Raw genomic sequence first — 18,128 nt, 5'->3', positions numbered from 1 at the left:
GGTCGGGGCTACGGGCGCCGTCCCTGCCGGCCCAACAGGGTTGTGGCGATGGCGATCTGGGCCGGTTCCAGAGCGGTCTTGCCGTCCTCGACGTCCCACAGCGCGTTCTGCAGGACACGGCCCAGCGTCCAGCCCGTCGCCCGCTGCCGGTCCAGGCCGAGCACCTCGGTCAGCTGGTCGAAGCGGCGGAGCACCGTGCGCGTCACGTCGCCGCTCGCCACCACCTCGGCCCAGCGGTTGTCCAGCGCGGGCAACAGCTCGAACCCGGGGTCGCCCGCCAGGGGTTCGGGGTCGATGGCCAGCCACGGTTCGCGCTGTCCGGCGAGGACGTTGTCGTAGTGCAGGTCCCAGTGCAGCAGACGGTCGCCCGGCTCGGGGAGGAGCTCGGCCACCGCGGAGGCGCAGGTGTCCACCAGTCGCCGTTCGGCGGGGTCGTGCAGCTGCGGTACGGCGCGAGGCGTCGCGTCGAGCATGGCCGCGGCGATGTCGGCCAGCTGCCGGAAGCCCGGTGGCGCGGCCACCGCGACCAGGCGGGCCATCAGCTCGGCGAGGATCCGTACGGCGGCCGTGTCGTCGGCCACCGTCGACAGCGGCCGCGCCGCGTCCAGCCGTTCGAGCAGCATGGTGCCGGTGTCCGGATCGTGGTCGAGCAGGCGCACCACCCCGACGCCGTCCCACACCCGCAGGCCCGGCGCGGCACCGATGTTGTCCTCGGTGACCTGCTGGAGCTTCAGCACCGCGGGCATCCCGTCGGCACGGGTCACCGGCAGCACGAGCGAGGCCATGCCGTGCGCTGCGGGACCGTCCGGCCGGAGGGTCCAGCGGTCGAGGAAGTCCGCGGCCAGTCCGGGCAGCGCGGCGATCCACGCCCGGCCGGACGCACCGCCGTTCGTACCGTAGGACGCGGCGAACGCGGCGGGGACATCGACGGGCATGCCACCACCCTACGCTGACGCCGAGACGCGGTTGCGGCCGTGGCCGGCGACCGGGGCGGGTGCGGGGCGTGGTGCGTGTCGATGGCCGGGGACGGGCCCGGCAGCGGCGATGGTGAAGGCATGAACAGTGCTGACCTTTTGACCGACGCGTTCACCCGCGTCCGGGAGACGGTGCACTCGGCGGTCGAGGGCCTCTCCCGCGCCGACCTCCACGCCCGTCTCGACGAGGACGCCAACTCGATCGGCTGGCTCGTCTGGCATCTCACCCGGGTCCAGGACGACCATGTCTCGGACGCGGCCGGTGTCGAGCAGGTCTGGTTCACCGAGGACTGGGCCTCCCGTTTCGATCTGCCCTTCGCGAAGGAGGCCACCGGGTACGGACACAGCAGCGCGGATGTCGCGTCCGTGCGGGTGGGCTCGGCCGAACTGCTGCTCGGCTACCACGACGCGGTCCACGAGCAGACCCTCGCATTCGTGCGCGGGCTCGACGACGGCGCCCTGGACCGCATCGTCGACGAGGCGTGGTCGCCGCCGGTCAGTCTCGGGGTGCGTCTGATCAGCGTCATCTCGGACGACTTGCAGCACGCCGGGCAGGCCGCCTTCGTCCGGGGTGCGCTGGAACGCCGGTAGGCCGGGTGCCGACGGCGGTCGGCCGGTCCGCCGGCCGGACTCCCTTGCGCGATCGGTAGGTTGGTCCCGACGGCCCGGCCGCAGCCGTGGCCCGATGCCCGGAGGGACGCACGTGGAAAGTGACATACAGGCACGCATCTCGGCGTATGCGATCGCTGTCGCCGGGGACCGGATGCTGCTGACCCGGCTCTCGGAGAGCTCCCCGGTCTTCCCGCCCGGACTGTGGCACCTGCCCGGCGGCGGCATCGACCCCGGTGAGCAGCCGCGGGAGGCGCTGGCACGTGAACTGTACGAGGAGACCGGCCTGGAGCTTCTCGACGCCCGGCTGGTGGACGCGCGCTCGTACAGCGCGCACCGGCTCGGCGTGAACTGGCACCTCGTGGGGCTCTTCTACCGGGTCGGCCTCGCACCCGGATCGCTCGCGGTCACCAAGGCCGATGACTCCACCTCCGACGTCGGCTGGATCCCGCTGTCCTCCTTGGAGGAATCACGGCTGTCGCCCGCGGCGATCGACGGTCTCGCGATGATCGGCGGACCGGAGGCGCGGACGTAGGCCGTCCGCCCTGTCGCTCCCCCGCCGCCCCGCCGTCCCGGTCCGGGGGAGGCCGCCTGCCTCCACCGGGCCGGGCCACGGCGGCGCCCGAAAACCGGATGAAGGCCGGACCGGCACGGTGATGGGATGGCGCGATGAGCAGCGACGCGCCGGCAGTGGTGGACCGAGGGCAGTACCCGGACGCGGTGACGCCCTGGGAGCGGGAGGACTGGCGGGCGGACGCCCTCGGATGGGCGGAGCGCGGTCTCGCCGCTCACGGGCTGCGCGAGACCGGGCCACGGAGGGTCCGGCTGCGGCCGTGGTCCGTGCTGGTGCGGATGTCCGTCGCGGGCGGCGACGCCGTGTGGTTCAAGGCCAACCCGCCCGCCAGCGCCTTCGAGGCGGGGCTGACCGGGGCACTGGCCCGGTGGGTGCCCGGGTACGTACTGACACCGCTCGCCGTCGACGCGGACCGGGGCCGGTCGCTGCTTCCGGACGGCGGCACGCTCTTCCGCGAGGCTCTCGACGCGGCGGCCCGTACCGCCGTCGACCCGCGTGCGTGGGAGGAACCGCTGCGGCAGTACGCCGGAGTGCAACGCGCCCTCGTGCCGTACGCCGACGCGATCGAACGGCTCGGCGTCCCCGGCGCGCGCACGGCCACGCTCCCGGAGGTCTTCGACCGGGTCGTCGCCGGGAACACCGCACTGGAGCCCGCCGAACGCACGGCCCTGCACGCGTTGCGGCCCCGGCTGGTCGGGTGGTGCGAGGAGCTCGCGGGCGTGGGCATCGCCGATACGCTCGACCACGCCGACCTGCACGACGGGCAGCTCTTCGCGCCGGAGCCGGGCCGTTTCACGTTCTTCGACTGGGGCGACGCGTCCGTCACCCACCCGTTCTGCAGCTTCCTCGTCCCCGCCCGTGCGGCCCGTGAGCGGTTCGGCCCCGAGGTGCTGCCCCGGCTGCGGGACGCCTACCTGGAACAGTGGACCGGTTCCGGCCGTACCACGGCCGAACTGCGGCGGGCGCTGAGCCTGGCCTGGCGGCTCGGCGCGATCGGCCGGGCCTGCTCCTGGGAGCGGCTCTTCCCCGGTGCGTCCGGCGCCGTGGGCGGGGCCGGACGCGGCGGGCGCACGCTGGCTGCTGGAACTCGCGGCCGAGCCGCCGCTGTAGGCACGGCCTCAGGCGTCGATACGCAGGCGGTCGGCGACGCCCCGGGGCACCGGATAGATCCGCTCGGGCGGAAGCAGCCGCTGGGCCTGCGCGGCCCGGCCGCTCTGCCGCAGCGCCGCGATCTTCTGGACCCTGGGCGTCAGGTCGGTGAGGCCGACGACCCACTCCTCGGCGAACGTGCGGATCAGACCGCGCCCCACCCCGACCTGGATGCTGTAGTGGTTGAGAGCGGCTCCCCGCAGCGTGCGTTCGGGATCCCACTGGACGTGCACGGGAGCCTCGGCTACAGCAGCCGGGGCGGCCGTCGTCAGCACGGCCCGGGAGAGCGCCTCCTCCCAGCCGGCCCGGGTGATCCGCACCGCGAGAATCCGCTCCTGGCCCGGCTTTTGTGCCCAGTTGCTGCGGTGCATGAGCCAGAGGAACGACGGCTTGATCCAGGTCATCCGATGGAACGAGAACGGCGCCACGAACCGGTTCGCGCGCACGGCCGGACCGGCGACCGCCGGTGAGTACGCCTGATAGACGACGATGGTCCGGGCATCGAAGTCGGCCCGTATGTGGTGCTGCGAGGTCATGCGCCAGAGATTTTCATCCGCCGGGTCGCGGAGCGATCGAATTTCCCTCCGGTGGAACCCCCCGAGTCCGGAACCACTGTGTCCATGCCCCGTCTTCGGTGCGGCGCACCGTCGCGAGGGCGGTTTTTCGTGCGCCGCGACCACTCGGAGCCGATCAGGCGCTGCCTAATGTTCCCTCACTCGGCGGCGGCGTGCCGCTCCCTCGGAGGTGACCATGGCCAGCACCGCAGGCACGGAGACCAGCAACGGAACGGCCCGCAGAACCAGGGCGGCGGCCGCGGTGGTCACGGTGCTCGGCCTGGTCGGCACCGCCTCCGCCTGCGGCGGCGACACGTCCGCGGGCGGTCCCGGCGGTTCGACGGTGGTGGTCGCCGTCGCCGGTGATCCCGGCAGCCTCAGTCCCACCACGTCGCTGGTCAGCACCGCGCTGGCGATGAACTCCTTCGCCTACGACACGCTCGTGCACATCGGTGCCGACGGCTCGCTGATTCCCGGAGTGGCCGAGCAGTGGTCCGCCACGACCACCTCGGCGACGTTCACCATCCGCCCCGGAGTCACCTGCGAGGACGGCTCGGCGCTCACCGCCGAGGACGTGGCCGCCGAGTACAACCACCTCGCGGATCCGAAGAACCAGTCGCCGATGCTCGGCCTCTCCGTCCCCGTCACCGCTGTGGCGAAGGCCGACAAGGCGGCCCGGACGGTCACCGTCACCACGACGAAGCCCGCCCCGTTCATCGTGCGGATGGCCCGGCTGCTGCCGCTGCTGTGCAGGAAGAGCCTGGCGACGCCGACCGCACTGGCCAGGACCACCGACGCCAGCGGCCCCTACCGGCTGACGGAGGCGGTCCCGGGCGACCACTACACCTATGTCAAGCGGGACGGATACACCTGGGGGCCCCGCGGATCCACCGGCGCGGACCTCCCCGGCAAGGTGGTCGTCAAGGTGGTCGCCAACGAGTCGACCGCGGCCAACCTCCTGATGGCCGGTCAGATCAACGTCGCCCTGGTCAACGGCGCCGACCAGGACCGGCTGGACGCCGCCAAGGTGAAGAACCGGAGCACGGAGGCGCTCTTCGGCCAGCTCCTGTTCAACCAGGCCGCCGGCCGTCCGACCGCCGAACTCGCGGTGCGCAAGGCCCTGGTCTCCGTACTGGATCTGAAACAACTGGGGAGCGTCGCCACCGGTGGGAAGGGCAAACCCCCGACCGGCATAGGCGAGAACGCCCCCACCCCCTGCTCCGGCGACACGGTGACGGGCAATCTCCCCGCCCAAGACACGGCGAAGGCGGCCGCCGCACTCACCGGGGCCGGCTGGACGAAGAGCGGGGGCACCTGGACCAAGGACGGCAAACCGCTCGCCGTGCAGCTCAGCTACGCGACCAACCAGGGCCCCCAGGTCGGCTCGGCGGTCGAACTGGCCGTCCAGCAGTGGACCTCCTTCGGCGTGAAGGCGACGGCGAAGCCCAGGGGCTCCGGCTCCATCGTCAGCACCCTCGCCGGCGGCGACTGGGACATCGCCTGGGCGCCCATCGGAGTCACGCTCCCCGACCAGCTGACCCAGTTCTACGACGGCCCGCCACCGCCGAAGGGCAACAACTTCGGCTCCGTCGTCAACCCCGAGTACCACCGGCTCGCCGCCCAGGCATCGGCCAGGCCCGGCGCCGACGGATGCGCCCTGTGGGCCGCGGCCGACGCCGCCCTGGTCAAGAACGTCGACATCGTGCCGGTCGTCAGCAAGGCGATCCGGTACTACGCCAAGGGCGTCACCTTCGAAGTGGACGGCAGCGGAATCGTCCCGAGCACCCTGCGCCGGAGCGCCGACTGATGGCGACGATCACCCTGGACTCCCTGGGGACAAGGGTCCGCAACCCCTGGATCGCCTTCGGCCTGCGCCGGACCTGGCGGCTGCTGGCCTCGCTCGCGGCGCTGGTCACGGCCGCGTTCGCGATGATCCATCTGATCCCCGGCGATCCGGTCCGGGCGGCTCTCGGCACCACCGCGGACCCGGCCCTGGTCGCCGCCCGCAGACAGTCGCTCGGCCTGGACCAGTCGCTGCCGAAGCAGTACGGCGACTTCGTCGTGAATCTCCTCCACGGCAGGCTCGGCGAGTCGATCGGCGCCCAGATGCCGGTCTCCGGGATCATCTCCGGCCGGCTCCCGGCCACCCTGGAGATCGCCGTCCCCGCATTCGTACTGATCCTGCTGATCGCCGTCCCCGTGGGCATGACGGCCGCGGTGCTGACCAAGGACGGCCGCAGACGGCGCGGTGAACTCGCCTTCACCGGGGTCACCGGGTTCCTGGGCGCGGTGCCCGAATTCCTGCTGGCGGTGGGCCTGACCGCGGCGTTCGCCGTGGCGTGGCCGCTCTTCCCGGTCGCCTCGCGGGGCGGTCCGGACTCCTACGTACTGCCGGTGCTGGCCCTGACCGTCGTACCGGCGGCGACGCTGTCGCGGATCGTCCGGGTGGAGACGCTGCGGGTGCTCGGCGAGGACTACATGCGCACCGCACGGGCGAAGCGGCTCCCGGCCCGGCTGCGCTATCTGCGGCACGCGCTGCCCAATCTGCTGACCTCCTCGCTCACCCTGGGCGGCCTGCTCTTCAGCTCGCTGCTCGCCGGCACCGTGCTCGTCGAGAACGTCTTCGCATGGCCCGGCCTCGGCACCACGATCGTCCAGGCCATCACCGAGAAGGACTATCCGCTGGTCCAGGGCGTCGTACTGGTCTACGGGGCGGCCGCATTGCTGATCACCTTCGTCGTCGACGTGGCCGTGGCCGTCGCCGACCCCCAGTCCACCGTCCGCGGGAGTTGACGATGCCTCATCACGACCATGACAGCTCGCTGCGGCACCGGCTCGGGCGCACGCTGCGGACACCGATCGGCATCACCGCACTCACGGCTTGTCTGCTGGTGGCGCTGGTCGCCGTCCTCGGCCCCGTACTGCTCGGCGACCGGGCCGCGCGGATCGACACGGACGCGATCAACCAGGGCAGCAGCGCCGCCCATCTGCTCGGCACGGACCAGCTCGGCCGGGACATCGCCGCCCGCGTCGTGGTGGCGACCCGGCTGACCCTGCGACTCACCCTGCTGGCCGCCGTGATCGGCGTCGGCGGCGGGCTGCTGCTCGGTGTCGCCCCGGCGGTCGTGGGCCGGCGCCTCGGCCGGCTGATCACCGCGACCGTCGGCGTACTGGTGGCCTTTCCCGGGCTGCTGTTCCTGCTCTTCCTCGCCACGATCTTCGGGGTGGGCAGCACCGGCGCGGTCCTCGCCGTGGGGCTGGCCATGGTCCCGCCCATGGCGCGGCTGGTGCAGAACCTGACGGCGTCGGTCGCGGGCTCCGACTACGTCGCTGCGGCCCGGATCCTCGGCGTGGGCCGGTTCAAGATGGTGGTACGCCATCTGTTGCCCAACATCGCCGAACCGTCGGTGCTCTTCGCCACCCAGGCGACGGGCGGAATCCTGGTCGCCTTCTCCGGCCTCTCCTTCCTCGGACTCGGCGTACAGCCGCCGCAGTACGACTGGGGGCGGCTGCTCAACGAACAGCTGAACCGCATCTTCGTGAACCCGGCGGCGGCCCTGGCACCCGGCGCGGCCGTGGTCCTGACGGGGCTGATGTTCGGGCTGGCCGGTGAGGTGCTCGCACAGGCCGGCGGCCGACGGGCGCCGCAGGCACCGGAACCGGCCCGGGGGCAGCAGCCGAACCCCTCCGAGGAACCGGCCACCGACGGCGACGGGGTCCTGGTCCGGGCGTGCGACCTGCGGGTGACCTTCCCCGGCGGGCGGCAGGCGGTACGCGGTATCTCGCTGGACATCGCCAGGGGCGAGGCGGTCGGCCTGGTCGGCGAATCGGGCTCCGGCAAGAGCCTCAGCGCGCTGGCCCTCGCGGACCTGGTGCCGCACCCGGGCCGGGTCACGGCCGGTACCCTCCGCTTCGACGGGCACGACCTGCGGGACGACCCCCGGCTCGGCACCGAACTGGCCATGGTCTTCCAGGATCCGATGGCCTCCCTGAACCCGGCCCTGCGCGTGGGCCGCCAGCTCGCCGAGGTGGCCGAGGTGCACCTGGGCGCGAGCCGCGCACAGGGCGCGGCACGCGCCGTCGACCGCCTCCGCGCCGTCCGCATCCCCGCACCCGAACGCCGCGCCCGGCAACGGCCGCACGAGTACTCCGGCGGGATGCGGCAGCGGGCCGTCATCGCGATGGGACTGATGGGGGAGCCGAAACTGATCATCGCCGACGAGCCCACCACGGCGCTCGACGTGGCGGTCCAGGAGCAGGTGCTCGACCTGCTCGCCGAGGTGCGCGAGGACTCCGGCGCCGCGCTGCTGCTGATCTCCCACGACCTCGCCGTCGTCGCCCAGGTCTGCGACCGCGTCCTGGTGATGTACGCGGGCCGGATCGTCGAGGACCTCCCGGTCACCGCACTTCTCGGCGGGGCCGCCCACCCGTACACCCGGGCACTGGTGGGGGCGGTCCCCACCATGACCACGGATCCCGGCACGGAACTGGCGACCATCCCCGGCAGGCCCCCGGAACCGGGGGAGACCGGCGGCGGATGCCCGTTCGCACCGCGCTGCGAACGCGCCCGGGAACGCTGCCACCGGACCGCCCCCGAACTCTCCGACTTCGGGCCGGACCGACAGGTCGCCTGCTGGTTCCCGGTCGGGACGGCAGCGGCCGGCGGGTCCGTCGCGGCCACGTCGTACGCAGCGGAGGCCACCTCATGAGCTCACTCGAACTGCGCGGGATCACCGTGCGCTACGGCCGGTTCACCGCCGTGGAGAACGTCGATCTGCTGGTGCCGGAAGGGACGGTGACCGGACTGGTCGGCGGGTCGGGGTCGGGGAAGTCGACCCTCGGCAAGGCCGTCGTGGGGCTGGCGCCGACCCGGTCGGGGCGCGTACTGGTCGACGGGGCCGACGCCGCACCCCGGCGCGGGCACAGCCCCGTGCAGCTGGTGTTCCAGAACCCGTACGCCTCGCTCGACCCGCGCATGAGCGTCGGCGCGTCCGTGGCCGAGGCACTGCCCGACGGGGTGAGCGGGCGCCGGACACCGGCCCGGGAACGCCGCGCCGCACGCGACGCCGAGGTGGCGCGTTTCCTCGAACTGGTCGGCATCGACCCCGCACGGGCCGTGCTCACCCCGGACGCACTCTCCGGCGGCCAGCGCCAACGGGTGGCCCTGGCCCGTGCCCTGGCCGCCCGGCCCGCCGTGCTGATCGCGGACGAGATCACCTCGGCCCTGGACGTCTCCGTGCAGGGCGCGGTGCTCAACCTGCTCCGCCGCCTCCAGCGCGAACTGGGCTTCGCGATGCTCTTCATCTCCCACAACCTCGCGGTCGTCCGCTACCTCTGCGACCAGGTCGCCGTGATGGACGGCGGACACCTCGTCGAATGCGGCCCCACCGACCGGGTGCTGGAGCGACCGGAGCACCCCACGACCCGGAACCTCATCTCCTGCGTACCGACCCTTGCCCTCGCCGAGGAGGCGTCATGACCCGACCACTGACGATCGAAGACCTGTACCGGTTCGAGATCCCGGGCGATCCCGCACTGTCCCCGGACGGCGAACGCGTCGCCTACACCCTGACCACCCAGGACGCCGACAACGACCGCGTGATCCGCTCGATCTGGGAAGTACGCGGCGGGGGCGGCCCGGCCCGGCGCCTCACCCACGGCCCGGCGGACACCGCGCCGCGCTGGTCCCCGGACGGATCGCGACTGGCCTTCCTGCGCGAGGGGCAGCTCCATCTGCTGTCCGCCGACGGGGGCGAGGCCGTCGCGCTCACCACGTCCGCCCGGTGCCCGGCCGGGGCGGGCACACCGGTCTGGAGCCCGGACGGTGCACGCATCGCCTTCGCGGCCCCCGAGACGTACCGCGCGAAGAGCGCACCGGTGGTCATCGACGCCCTCGGCTGGAAGGCGGACGGGGTCGGCCTGATCGGATCGCTCCGGACCCAGCTGTTCGTGGTGGAGGTGGCATCGGGCGAGGTCGTACAGGTCACCGAGGGCGACCGGCACGTCGGCCCGCCGAGCTGGTCGCCCGACGGCACCCGGCTCGCCTACCCGGCGCAGACCGGTCCGGACGCGGCTGTCCTCGGCCCCTCGGCCGCCCATGTCGTGGGGGTCGGGGAGCACGTGTCCGAGGCCCGCCGGGTCGGGCCCGCGGACGGGCTCGCCGGTCCGGTGAGCTGGTTCCCGGACGGGTCCGCACTGCTCGTCGTCGGCCGGACCTCGTTCGGCGTCGGCCACTCGGAGCTGCTGCGCCAGCCGCTGGACGGCTCCGTGCCGGTCTCCCTCAGCGCGGCCCTGGACCGCAACGTCATGGGCGGCGGCCCCGGCTACCCGGGTGCGCTGCCGCAGTTCCACGGTGACGCCATCGTGTTCTGCGCCCGCGACCGGGGTGCCACCCGGCTGTACCGGGTGGACGCGGCCGGGATCAGCGCCTCCCCGCTGCCCGCCGGCACCGGGGTCAGCGGATGCTCGGTCGTCACCAAGTCCGGGCGGGCGGCGGTCGTCGTCTCCGACGCCTCGCGCTTCGCCGAGATCGTGCTGCTCGACCTGGACGCCTGGACGTCCGGGGGCCCGGGCCTGCCGTCGGCCGGACCGCGGCCCGCGCGGCTCACCGGCCACATGGCCCGGTCGCTGCCCGGGGTCACCCTCCACCCGGTCACCGAACGCGAGTTCACCCTCGCGGACGGCACGGTCGTGCACGCCATGATCACCCGCGCCGCGGACACGCCCCCGGGCGGCCCGCTCCTGGTCGACGTGCACGGCGGCCCGCACAACGCCTGGGCCCCGCACTCCGATCCGGTCCACCTCTACCACCAGGAGCTGGCCTCACGGGGCTGGACGATCCTGACGCCGAACGTGCGCGCCAGCGACGGCTACGGCGAGGCGTTCTACACGGCCGCCCTGGGCGCCTGGGGCGAGACCGACGAACAGGACGTCCTGGAACCGGTCGCCGCCCTCGTCACCGAGGGGCTCGTCGACCCGACGCGGATCGCGCTCACCGGCTACAGCTACGGCGGCTATCTGACCTGCTGGCTCTCCGCCCGCAGCGACCTGTTCGCCGCCGTCGTACCGGGCGGCGTCCTGGTCGACCTGAAGAGCATGGCCGGCACCTCCGAGGAGGGCCACCTGATCGCCGGCCACGAGATCGGCGACCCGGCACGGATGGCGGAACTCTCGCCGCTCAGCCACGCCGACGCGGTCCGCGCACCCACCCTGATCCTGCACGGCGGCGCGGACGACACCTGCCCGGTGGGCCAGGCCGAGCAGTGGTTCCACGCGCTGCGCACCCGGGACGTGCCGGCCCGGCTCGTCGTGTACCCCGGCAGCTCTCACCTGTTCCTCCTCGACGGCAGGCCCTCGCACCGGGAGGACTACTCCCGCAGGCTTGTCGCATGGGTCACCACGCACACCACCCGCTGAACGAAACGGAATCGGAGCACCACATGACCGACACCACCGAGCTGTCAGCCCGCTGGACCACCCGGCTCACCGAACTCGCCGCCCGTCACTCCGTCCCCGGCGCCTCGCTCGCGATCCTGCACCGCGGGGAGATCGTCGCCGAGACCGCCGTCGGCCTGGCCAACACCGAGGCCGGGATCGAGGCGACCACCGACACCCTCTTCCAGATCGGCTCGATCTCCAAGGTCTGGACCACCACGGTGGCCATGGCCCTGGTCGACGAGGGCGTACTCGAACTGGACACCCCACTCGCCTCCGTACTCCCCGAACTGAGCCTGGTGAGCGATGAGTTGACCCAAGGCGTGACGATCCGTCATCTCCTGACGCACACCAGCGGCATCGACGGCGACCTCTTCACCGACACCGGCCGGGGCGACGACTGCCTGGAGAAGTACGCCGCCCTGCTGGGCGACGTACCCCCCAACCACCCGCTCGGCGCCACCATGTCGTACTGCAACGCGGGCTTCACCCTGCTCGGCCGAGTGCTGGAGGTCGTCACCGGCGTCCAGTGGGACGAGCTGATGCGCGAGCGGCTGTACCGGCCGCTCGGTCTGACACACACCGCGACCCTGCCGGAGGAGGTGCTGCGCTTCCGTGCCGCCATCGGGCACCTGGGAAGCCCGCCGGTACAGGCCCCGATGTGGGGGCTGATGCGCTCGGCCGGACCGGCCGGGCTGATCTGCTCCACACCGCGCGAGGTCCTGGAGTTCGCCCGGCTGCACCTCGACAAGGGCGTCACCGTCGACGGCACCAAGCTGCTCTCGGAGGAGTCCGTCGCCGCCATGCAGACCCCGCAGGTCGAGCTCCCCGACCCGCACGTCCTGGGCGACTCCTGGGGACTCGGCTGGTTCCTCGACACCTGGGACGGTCACCGGGTGTACGGACACGACGGCGGCACGATCGGGCAGAGCGCCTTCCTGCGCGTCCTGCCCGAGGCCGAGCTGGCGATCTGCCTGCTCACCAACGGCGGCGACACCCCGGCCCTCTACCGGGACGTGTACGCCGAGATCGTCCGGGAGCTGGCCGGGGTGACGATGCGCACCACCATCGAGCCCGCGACGGAGCCGGTGGCGGTGGACCCCGCCGACTACGTCGGCGTGTACCAGCGGCTCTCCAGCCGGATGGAGATCGTGGAGCGGGACGGCGGCCTGGTGATGCTGGACCGGGTCACCGGCCCCCTGGCCGAACTGGTCCCCGACACGGAGAAGGAGTACCGGATGCACCCCGTCGAGCCGGGCCTGTTCGTCGTGCAGCGGCCGGGGTCCGAGCTCTGGATTCCGGTCGTCTTCTACACGCTCGACGACGGCACCCCGTACATCCACCACGGTGTCCGTGCCACTCCCAAGGTGGGCTGACGTGCCCACGATCACCGCCGCCCTGGAAGCGGGGCTGCCTTCGCTGCTGGCCGACATCGAGGACCTGGTCCGCACCGAGTCGCCCAGCGGCGACCCGGCCGCCGTCGCCGACTGCGCCCGCGTCGCCGCCGGGATCGGCACCCGGCTGACCGGCGCGGCGCCCGAGTGGATCGACGGCTCGGGACGGCCCGCCCTGCGCTGGCGCTTCGGCTCCGGCGACCGGGTGCTCCTGCTCGGCCACTTCGACACCGTGTGGCCGGTGGGCTCCCTCGCCACCCACCCCTTCGAGGTCGCGGGGGGCCGGCTCACCGGGCCCGGCTGCTTCGACATGAAGGCCGGTGTGGCGCAGCTCTTCCACGCCCTGTCGGTGCTGGACGACCTGGACGGCGTCTCGGTGCTCCTCACCGGCGACGAGGAGATCGGCGCCCCCACCTCGCGGACCCTGATCGAGGCCGAGGCCCGCCGGAACCGGGCCGTCCTCGTCCTGGAGGCGAGCGAGGGCGGCGCGCTGAAGACCGCGCGCAAGGGGATCTCCGGCTACGAACTGACCGTCGCCGGACGCGCCGCGCACGCCGGTCTGGAACCGCACAAGGGGATCAACACCACCACCGAACTGGCCCACCAGGTCCTCGCGTTGTCCGCCCTCGCCGATCCGGCGGCCGGCACCACCGTGACACCGACCGTGGCCGCCTCCGGCACCACCCGCAACACGGTGCCCGACGCGGCCCGGCTGATGGTCGACGTACGCGTCGCGACGGCCGCCGAGCAGGATCGGGTGGACCGCGCGGTGCACGGCCTCCGGCCGGTGCTCGACGGGGCCTCGCTCACCTTCTCCGGCGGCCCGGACCGGCCGCCGCTGCCGACGAGTGCCTCGGCCGGGCTCTTCGCACTCGCCCGCGGCCTCTACGCGGAGCTGGGCCTCGGGACCCTGCGCGGCGTGGCGGTCGGCGGCGGCTCCGACGGCAATCTCACCGCGGGAGCGGGCACGCCCACGCTCGACGGCCTCGGGGCCGTGGGCGGTGGGGCCCACGCGGACGACGAGCATGTGACCGTCGCCGAACTGCCCCGCCGCGCGGCACTCGTGGCCTCCCTGGTGGCCTCGCTGACCGGCCCCGGCCGGGTGGAACCGTGAACGCCGCGCGGGCGGCCGCCGCGACGGCCGCCGCGGACCTGGCCGCACAGCGCGCCGACGTCACCATCAGGGAGCTGCACGGACTGGACGAGATGTACGAGGCCTGCCGGGTGCTGGACCGGATCTGGCGGCCCGACCCCGGAAACCCGCTGATCACCCCGGAACTGCTGCGGGTCTTCGCCCACTCCGGTAGCTATGTCGTCGGAGTCGAGCGGGACGGCCGGACGATCGGATTCTGCCTGGGCTTCCTGGCCAGCGCCGGACTCCACTCGCACATCGCCGGGGTCGACGACAGCGTCCGGGGCCGCAACGTCGGCTTCGCGGTCAAACAGCACCAGCGGGCCTGGGCGCTGGCCCGCGACCTCACCACCATCACCTGGACCTTCGACCCGCTGATCAGCCGTAACGCCTACTTCAACCTGGCCAAACTCGGCGCGGTGCCGAGCGAGTACCTGGCCGACTTCTACGGCGCCATGCGGGACGAGGTCAACGCCGGGACCGAGACGGACCGGCTGATGGTCCGCTGGGAGCTGACCGGCGCGCACGCCATCGCCTCCGCCGCGGGCACACCCCGCACCATCACCGTCGACGACGCGGGCGCCCGCGCCGTGGTCGGGCTCGACGCCAAACCCGACGGCAGCCCCGTCGTCGGGCGCCGGGACGGCGACACCGTCCTGGTCCGGATCCCGGCCGAGGCCGAGGAACTGCGCCGGACCGACCCGCCCCTGGCCCGCGCATGGCGGTACGCGCTGCGCGAGGTACTCGGCGGCCTGATGGCCGAGGGGCACACCGTCACCGGATTCACCCGGGACGGCTGGTACGTGATCGACAGACATCAGGAGACTCAGGCATGAAACTCGTCGGTGTGGAACTGCGCCGGATCGCGATGCCCCTGGTCGCACCGTTCCGGACCTCGTTCGCCACGATGACCACCCGGGAGATCCTGCTGGTCAGGATCGAGACCGAGGACCACGAGGGCTACGGCGAATGCGTCACCATGGCCGATCCGCTGTACTCCTCGGAGTACACCGCGGCCGCCGCGGACGTGCTGCGCGGCTACCTCGTACCCGCCCTCGCCGCCCTGCCGGCGCTCGACCCCTGGGCGGTCGCCCCGGCCCTGGCCGCGTTCAAGGGCCACCGGATGGCCAAGGCCGCGCTGGAGACCGCGGTCCTCGACGCCTGGCTGCGCTCCCACGACCTGTCGATGGGCCAGTGGCTGGGCGCTACGGCCGAACGGGTACCGGCAGGGGTGTCGGTCGGCATCATGGACTCGGTCCCCGCGCTGCTCGACGCCGTCGACGGCTATCTTTCCGAGGGCTATCGGCGGATCAAGCTGAAGATCGAGCCCGGCTGGGACGTGGCACCCGTGCGCGCGGTCCGGGAACGCTTCGGCGACGACGTACAGCTCCAGGTCGACGCCAACACCGCGTACACACTCGCCGACGCCGCACAGCTGGCCCGGCTCGACCCGTACGGGCTGCTGCTGATCGAGCAGCCCCTGGACGAGGAGGACATCAGGGGCCACGCGGCACTCGCCCGGCGGGTGCGCACCCCCATCTGCCTGGACGAGTCCATCGTGTCCGCCCGCTCGGCGGCCGACGCCATCGCGATGGGCGCCTGCTCGGTCGTCAACATCAAGCCGGGACGGGTCGGAGGCTATCTGGAGGCCCGGCGGATCCACGACGTGTGCGCCGCGCACGGCGTTCCCGTCTGGTGCGGCGGAATGCTGGAGACCGGTCTCGGCCGGGCCGCCAACGTCGCCCTCGCCGCACTGCCCGGCTTCACCCTGCCCGGCGACACATCCGCGTCCGACCGGTACTACCGGACCGACATCACCGAGCCGTTCGTCCTGCGCGACGGCCATCTCGACGTGCCGCGCGGACCCGGCCTCGGAATCTCCCCGATCCCCGGGCAGCTGGCCGAGGTGACCGCGTCGACGGAATGGATCGGCCGATGACCGGCCCCCGGGCGGACCGGGGGCCCGGACGGGTGCCCGTCCTCGCCGCGGACGATCTCCGATCAACTACCTTGTGACGATGACGGAGCAGCCACGGGCCGTGCTCGGACGGATCCTCAACGATCTCGGATCGACGCTGATCGAAGTGGTGGCCGGGGAAGCCGACCCGGCCCGCACCGTCAGCGGAGTGCTGATCCAGGACCCCCTGGACGAGCCGGCGAGGCTGCCCGGCGCGGTGGTGCTCGGTGTCGGTGTGTACGGCGCCGAGCAGGTCGCCGCCCTGGTCGACACGGCCGCCGGGCTCGGTGCGGCGGCCGTGGTGGTCCGCTCCCCGGTCCCGGTGGACGGACCCGTCTCCGAGGCCGCCGCCCGCACCGGCGTGACCGTGCTCGGCCTGACCCCCGGCGCCTCCTGGGCCCAGGTGGCCGCGCTGCTGCGGTCGCTGCTCGCGGTCGACGAACTGGGCACGGTGGGCGGCCCCGACGAGGCCGACGGCGCCGAACCGCTCGCCGGTGACCTGTTCGCCCTGGCCAACGCGACGGCCGGGCTGCTGGACGGCCCGGTCACCGTGGAGGACCGGGGCGGGCGGGTACTGGCGTTCTCCAGCCGACAGGACGAGGGCGACCACGACCGGATCGCGACCGTCCTGGACCGCCAGGTACCCGCCGAGAAACTGCGCGCCCTGGAGGAACGCGGCGCCTTCCAGGCCCTCTACCGGAAGGAGGAACCCGTCTATGTGGACGGCATCTCGGACAAGCCCCGGGTCGCGATCGCCGTCCGCGCGGGCGGCGAGATCCTGGGCTCGATCTGGGTCGTGGTCGACGGACCGCTGAGCGCGGACCGCACGCAGGCACTCCAGGAGGCGGCGAAGGTGGCCGCCCTGCATCTGCTGCGCCGCCGCACCGGCGAGGACGCCGAACGCCGGCTGCGCGCGGATCTGCTCGCCACGGTCCTGGAGGGCGGTACGCACGCACCGCAGGCCGCCGTACGGCTCGGCCTGTCCGCGCAGCCCGCCTGCGTACTGGCGCTCGCGGTGACCGGCGAGCTGTACGCGCCCGACCGGGTGGCCGCGGGCCACCGCGTCGCCGAGGCGCTCACCCTGCACCTGGCCGCGATCCACCCCCGTACCGCCACCGCCACCCTCGGCCCGGTCACCTACGCGGTCCTGCCCACGAGTTCGGACGAACAGGGGCTCCGGGTGGCCGAGGCGTTCCTCGGCCGCATAGGCGACAGGACGCCCGCCGTCATCGGAATCGGCCGGCTCGCCGCCCGCCCGGTGGAGCTGCGCCGCTCGCGCGCCGACGCGGACCGTGCGCTGCGGGTCCTCGGCTCCGGCCGTACGCAGCGCAGGGCCGCCCGGCTGTCGGACGTCTACGCGGCCTCGTTGCTGGAGGAGCTGACGGACCGGATGGCCGCCGAGGACGATCTGCCGGACGGCCCCGTCATCCGGCTGCGCGCCTACGACGCCCGGCACCACACGGCCCTCACGGACACCCTGGACGCCTGGCTGAGCACCTTCGGCGACGTACCTTCCGCCGCTGCCGCCGTCCACATCCACCCCAACACCTTCCGCTACCGGCTCAAACGGCTGGCCGTGGTCGCGGGCATCGACCTCGACGACCCGGAGGCGCGCTTCGAGGCCATGCTGCAACTGCGCCTGAGGCCACCGCACTCCTGAGCCGGGACACCGTCCTCCCGCGTCCGGGCCGGTCCGGGCGCCGTCCGGACGGAATGGTGCGAGAGTTCTCGGAGCACCGCGACACACCGATGTCCGCGGGTACGCGTGTCCGAACGACGACGATGGGACAGAATCCATGCCTCTCCAGGGAGAGTACGAGCCGAGCCCCGCGAAGTGGGTCCGCGATCAGGTCGAGCTGTTCGAGAGCTCCGGTGGCACCGAGGGAACCACGATGCGGGGCATGCCCGTCATCCTCCTCACCACCCGCGGGGCCAAGAGCGGAAAGATCCGCAAGACCCCGCTGATGCGGGTCGAGCACGACGGCTCGTACGCCGTGGTCGCCTCGCAGGGCGGCGCCCCCAAGCACCCCGTCTGGTACCACAACATCGTGGCCGACCCGCGGGTGGAACTCCAGGACGGCCCGGTCCGCCAGGACATGAACGCCCGCGAGGCCACCGGCGAGGAGAAGGCCCTGTGGTGGCGGCGCGCGGTCGAGGCGTTCCCCGACTACGCCGACTACCAGGCGAAGACCGAACGGCAGATTCCGGTCTTCGTCCTCGAACCGGCGGCCGAACAGCACTGACGACCGTCGCCGGTCTCCGCCGGAGCGCTCAAGGGCGCGGCCGACGTCCATCGCACGCGGGTCGCCGGAGCGGTGGGCGTCGTCGGCGGCTCCGGGCGGTGGCGTCCG

Annotated in this window: 15 protein-coding genes and 1 pseudogene; 14 read left to right on the top strand and 2 right to left on the bottom strand. The window is 73.1% G+C overall.

Going from position 1 to position 18,128, the window contains the following annotated elements:
* Positions 1–8 precede the first annotated feature (8 nt).
* Positions 9–935: an aminoglycoside phosphotransferase family protein gene (locus GA0115234_RS26020; RefSeq protein ID WP_093546245.1), complete on the bottom strand. Its 927-nt coding sequence runs from the start codon at positions 933–935 to the stop codon at positions 9–11.
* A gap of 120 nt (positions 936–1,055) precedes the next feature.
* Between GA0115234_RS26020 and GA0115234_RS26015 the strand changes: the two genes are divergently transcribed.
* The 3 genes and pseudogenes from GA0115234_RS26015 to GA0115234_RS26005 form a co-directional block, all read left to right on the top strand.
* Positions 1,056–1,565 (top strand): mycothiol transferase, encoded by a 510-nt coding sequence (locus GA0115234_RS26015; RefSeq protein WP_093546812.1) that lies wholly within the window; start codon positions 1,056–1,058, stop codon positions 1,563–1,565.
* 112 nt (positions 1,566–1,677) lie between these two features.
* The gene (locus tag GA0115234_RS26010) at positions 1,678–2,118 is read left to right on the top strand and encodes an NUDIX domain-containing protein (RefSeq protein WP_093546242.1); all 441 of its coding nucleotides are present in this window, start codon (positions 1,678–1,680) and stop codon (positions 2,116–2,118) included.
* A 134-nt stretch (positions 2,119–2,252) separates the two neighbouring features.
* Positions 2,253–3,023, top strand: a pseudogene (locus GA0115234_RS26005) (aminoglycoside phosphotransferase family protein); the annotation flags it as partial.
* A gap of 252 nt (positions 3,024–3,275) precedes the next feature.
* On the opposite strand, the gene GA0115234_RS26000 reads toward GA0115234_RS26005, so the two are convergent.
* Entirely contained in the window at positions 3,276–3,842 is a 567-nt protein-coding gene (locus GA0115234_RS26000) for a DUF4291 domain-containing protein (protein ID WP_093546240.1), read from the bottom strand.
* Between the two features lie 214 nt (positions 3,843–4,056).
* On the opposite strand from GA0115234_RS26000, the gene GA0115234_RS25995 reads away from it, so the two are divergent.
* From GA0115234_RS25995 to GA0115234_RS25950, 11 genes are all read left to right on the top strand, one after another.
* Positions 4,057–5,667, top strand: coding sequence for an ABC transporter substrate-binding protein (locus GA0115234_RS25995; protein ID WP_093546237.1), 1,611 nt, complete (start codon positions 4,057–4,059; stop codon positions 5,665–5,667).
* On the top strand, positions 5,667–6,653 hold the full coding sequence (locus GA0115234_RS25990) for an ABC transporter permease (RefSeq protein WP_093546234.1): 987 nt from the start codon (positions 5,667–5,669) through the stop codon (positions 6,651–6,653). The genes GA0115234_RS25995 and GA0115234_RS25990 overlap by 1 nt, the downstream gene beginning before the upstream one ends.
* A 2-nt stretch (positions 6,654–6,655) precedes the next feature.
* Positions 6,656–8,569, top strand: coding sequence for a dipeptide/oligopeptide/nickel ABC transporter permease/ATP-binding protein (locus GA0115234_RS44145; protein WP_093546231.1), 1,914 nt, complete (start codon positions 6,656–6,658; stop codon positions 8,567–8,569).
* Positions 8,566–9,339: an ABC transporter ATP-binding protein gene (locus GA0115234_RS25980; protein WP_093546228.1), complete on the top strand. Its 774-nt coding sequence runs from the start codon at positions 8,566–8,568 to the stop codon at positions 9,337–9,339. Before GA0115234_RS44145 ends, GA0115234_RS25980 begins: the two co-directional genes overlap by 4 nt.
* Positions 9,336–11,276 carry a S9 family peptidase gene (locus GA0115234_RS42875; RefSeq protein WP_202554183.1) on the top strand — a complete coding sequence of 647 codons (1,941 nt, stop codon included), beginning with the start codon at positions 9,336–9,338 and terminating at the stop codon, positions 11,274–11,276. Before GA0115234_RS25980 ends, GA0115234_RS42875 begins: the two co-directional genes overlap by 4 nt.
* 23 nt (positions 11,277–11,299) lie before the next feature.
* Positions 11,300–12,670, top strand: coding sequence for a serine hydrolase domain-containing protein (locus tag GA0115234_RS42870; RefSeq protein ID WP_237541754.1), 1,371 nt, complete (start codon positions 11,300–11,302; stop codon positions 12,668–12,670).
* A 1-nt stretch (position 12,671) separates the two neighbouring features.
* A complete protein-coding gene (locus GA0115234_RS25970) occupies positions 12,672–13,802 on the top strand; it encodes a M20 family metallopeptidase (protein ID WP_256088818.1) in 1,131 nt (376 codons plus the stop codon).
* The gene (locus GA0115234_RS25965; RefSeq protein WP_093546225.1) at positions 13,799–14,656 is read left to right on the top strand and encodes a GNAT family N-acetyltransferase; all 858 of its coding nucleotides are present in this window, start codon (positions 13,799–13,801) and stop codon (positions 14,654–14,656) included. The genes GA0115234_RS25970 and GA0115234_RS25965 overlap by 4 nt, the downstream gene beginning before the upstream one ends.
* A complete protein-coding gene (menC, locus tag GA0115234_RS25960; RefSeq protein WP_093546222.1) occupies positions 14,653–15,759 on the top strand; it encodes an o-succinylbenzoate synthase in 1,107 nt (368 codons plus the stop codon). The genes GA0115234_RS25965 and menC overlap by 4 nt, the downstream gene beginning before the upstream one ends.
* Positions 15,760–15,838: 79 nt before the next feature.
* Positions 15,839–17,437 (top strand): PucR family transcriptional regulator, encoded by a 1,599-nt coding sequence (locus tag GA0115234_RS25955; protein WP_093546219.1) that lies wholly within the window; start codon positions 15,839–15,841, stop codon positions 17,435–17,437.
* 136 nt (positions 17,438–17,573) lie between these two features.
* On the top strand, positions 17,574–18,020 hold the full coding sequence (locus tag GA0115234_RS25950; RefSeq protein ID WP_093546213.1) for a nitroreductase family deazaflavin-dependent oxidoreductase: 447 nt from the start codon (positions 17,574–17,576) through the stop codon (positions 18,018–18,020).
* Positions 18,021–18,128: the final 108 nt, after the last annotated feature.

Origin of the sequence: Streptomyces sp. DvalAA-43 (assembly GCF_900091725.1) — a bacterium.
In the GTDB taxonomy this organism is placed as follows: Bacteria; Actinomycetota; Actinomycetes; order Streptomycetales; family Streptomycetaceae; genus Streptomyces; species Streptomyces pulveraceus.
The sequence above is the reverse complement of the archived record's forward strand: the minus strand, read 5'-3'. Positions and strand labels throughout refer to the sequence as shown.

Bases quoted from the DNA above. Each gene is read 5' to 3' on its own strand.
- GA0115234_RS26020 (WP_093546245.1), bottom strand. From the start codon at position 935: ATGCCCGTCGATGTCCCCGCCGCGTTCGCCGCGTCCTACGGTACGAAC.
- GA0115234_RS26015 (WP_093546812.1), top strand. From the start codon at position 1,056: ATGAACAGTGCTGACCTTTTGACCGACGCGTTCACCCGCGTCCGGGAG.
- GA0115234_RS26000 (WP_093546240.1), bottom strand. From the start codon at position 3,842: ATGACCTCGCAGCACCACATACGGGCCGACTTCGATGCCCGGACCATC.
- GA0115234_RS25995 (WP_093546237.1), top strand. From the start codon at position 4,057: ATGGCCAGCACCGCAGGCACGGAGACCAGCAACGGAACGGCCCGCAGA.
- GA0115234_RS25990 (WP_093546234.1), top strand. From the start codon at position 5,667: ATGGCGACGATCACCCTGGACTCCCTGGGGACAAGGGTCCGCAACCCC.
- GA0115234_RS44145 (WP_093546231.1), top strand. From the start codon at position 6,656: ATGCCTCATCACGACCATGACAGCTCGCTGCGGCACCGGCTCGGGCGC.
- GA0115234_RS25980 (WP_093546228.1), top strand. From the start codon at position 8,566: ATGAGCTCACTCGAACTGCGCGGGATCACCGTGCGCTACGGCCGGTTC.
- GA0115234_RS42875 (WP_202554183.1), top strand. From the start codon at position 9,336: ATGACCCGACCACTGACGATCGAAGACCTGTACCGGTTCGAGATCCCG.
- GA0115234_RS42870 (WP_237541754.1), top strand. From the start codon at position 11,300: ATGACCGACACCACCGAGCTGTCAGCCCGCTGGACCACCCGGCTCACC.
- menC (WP_093546222.1), top strand. From the start codon at position 14,653: ATGAAACTCGTCGGTGTGGAACTGCGCCGGATCGCGATGCCCCTGGTC.
- GA0115234_RS25955 (WP_093546219.1), top strand. From the start codon at position 15,839: ATGACGGAGCAGCCACGGGCCGTGCTCGGACGGATCCTCAACGATCTC.
- GA0115234_RS25950 (WP_093546213.1), top strand. From the start codon at position 17,574: ATGCCTCTCCAGGGAGAGTACGAGCCGAGCCCCGCGAAGTGGGTCCGC.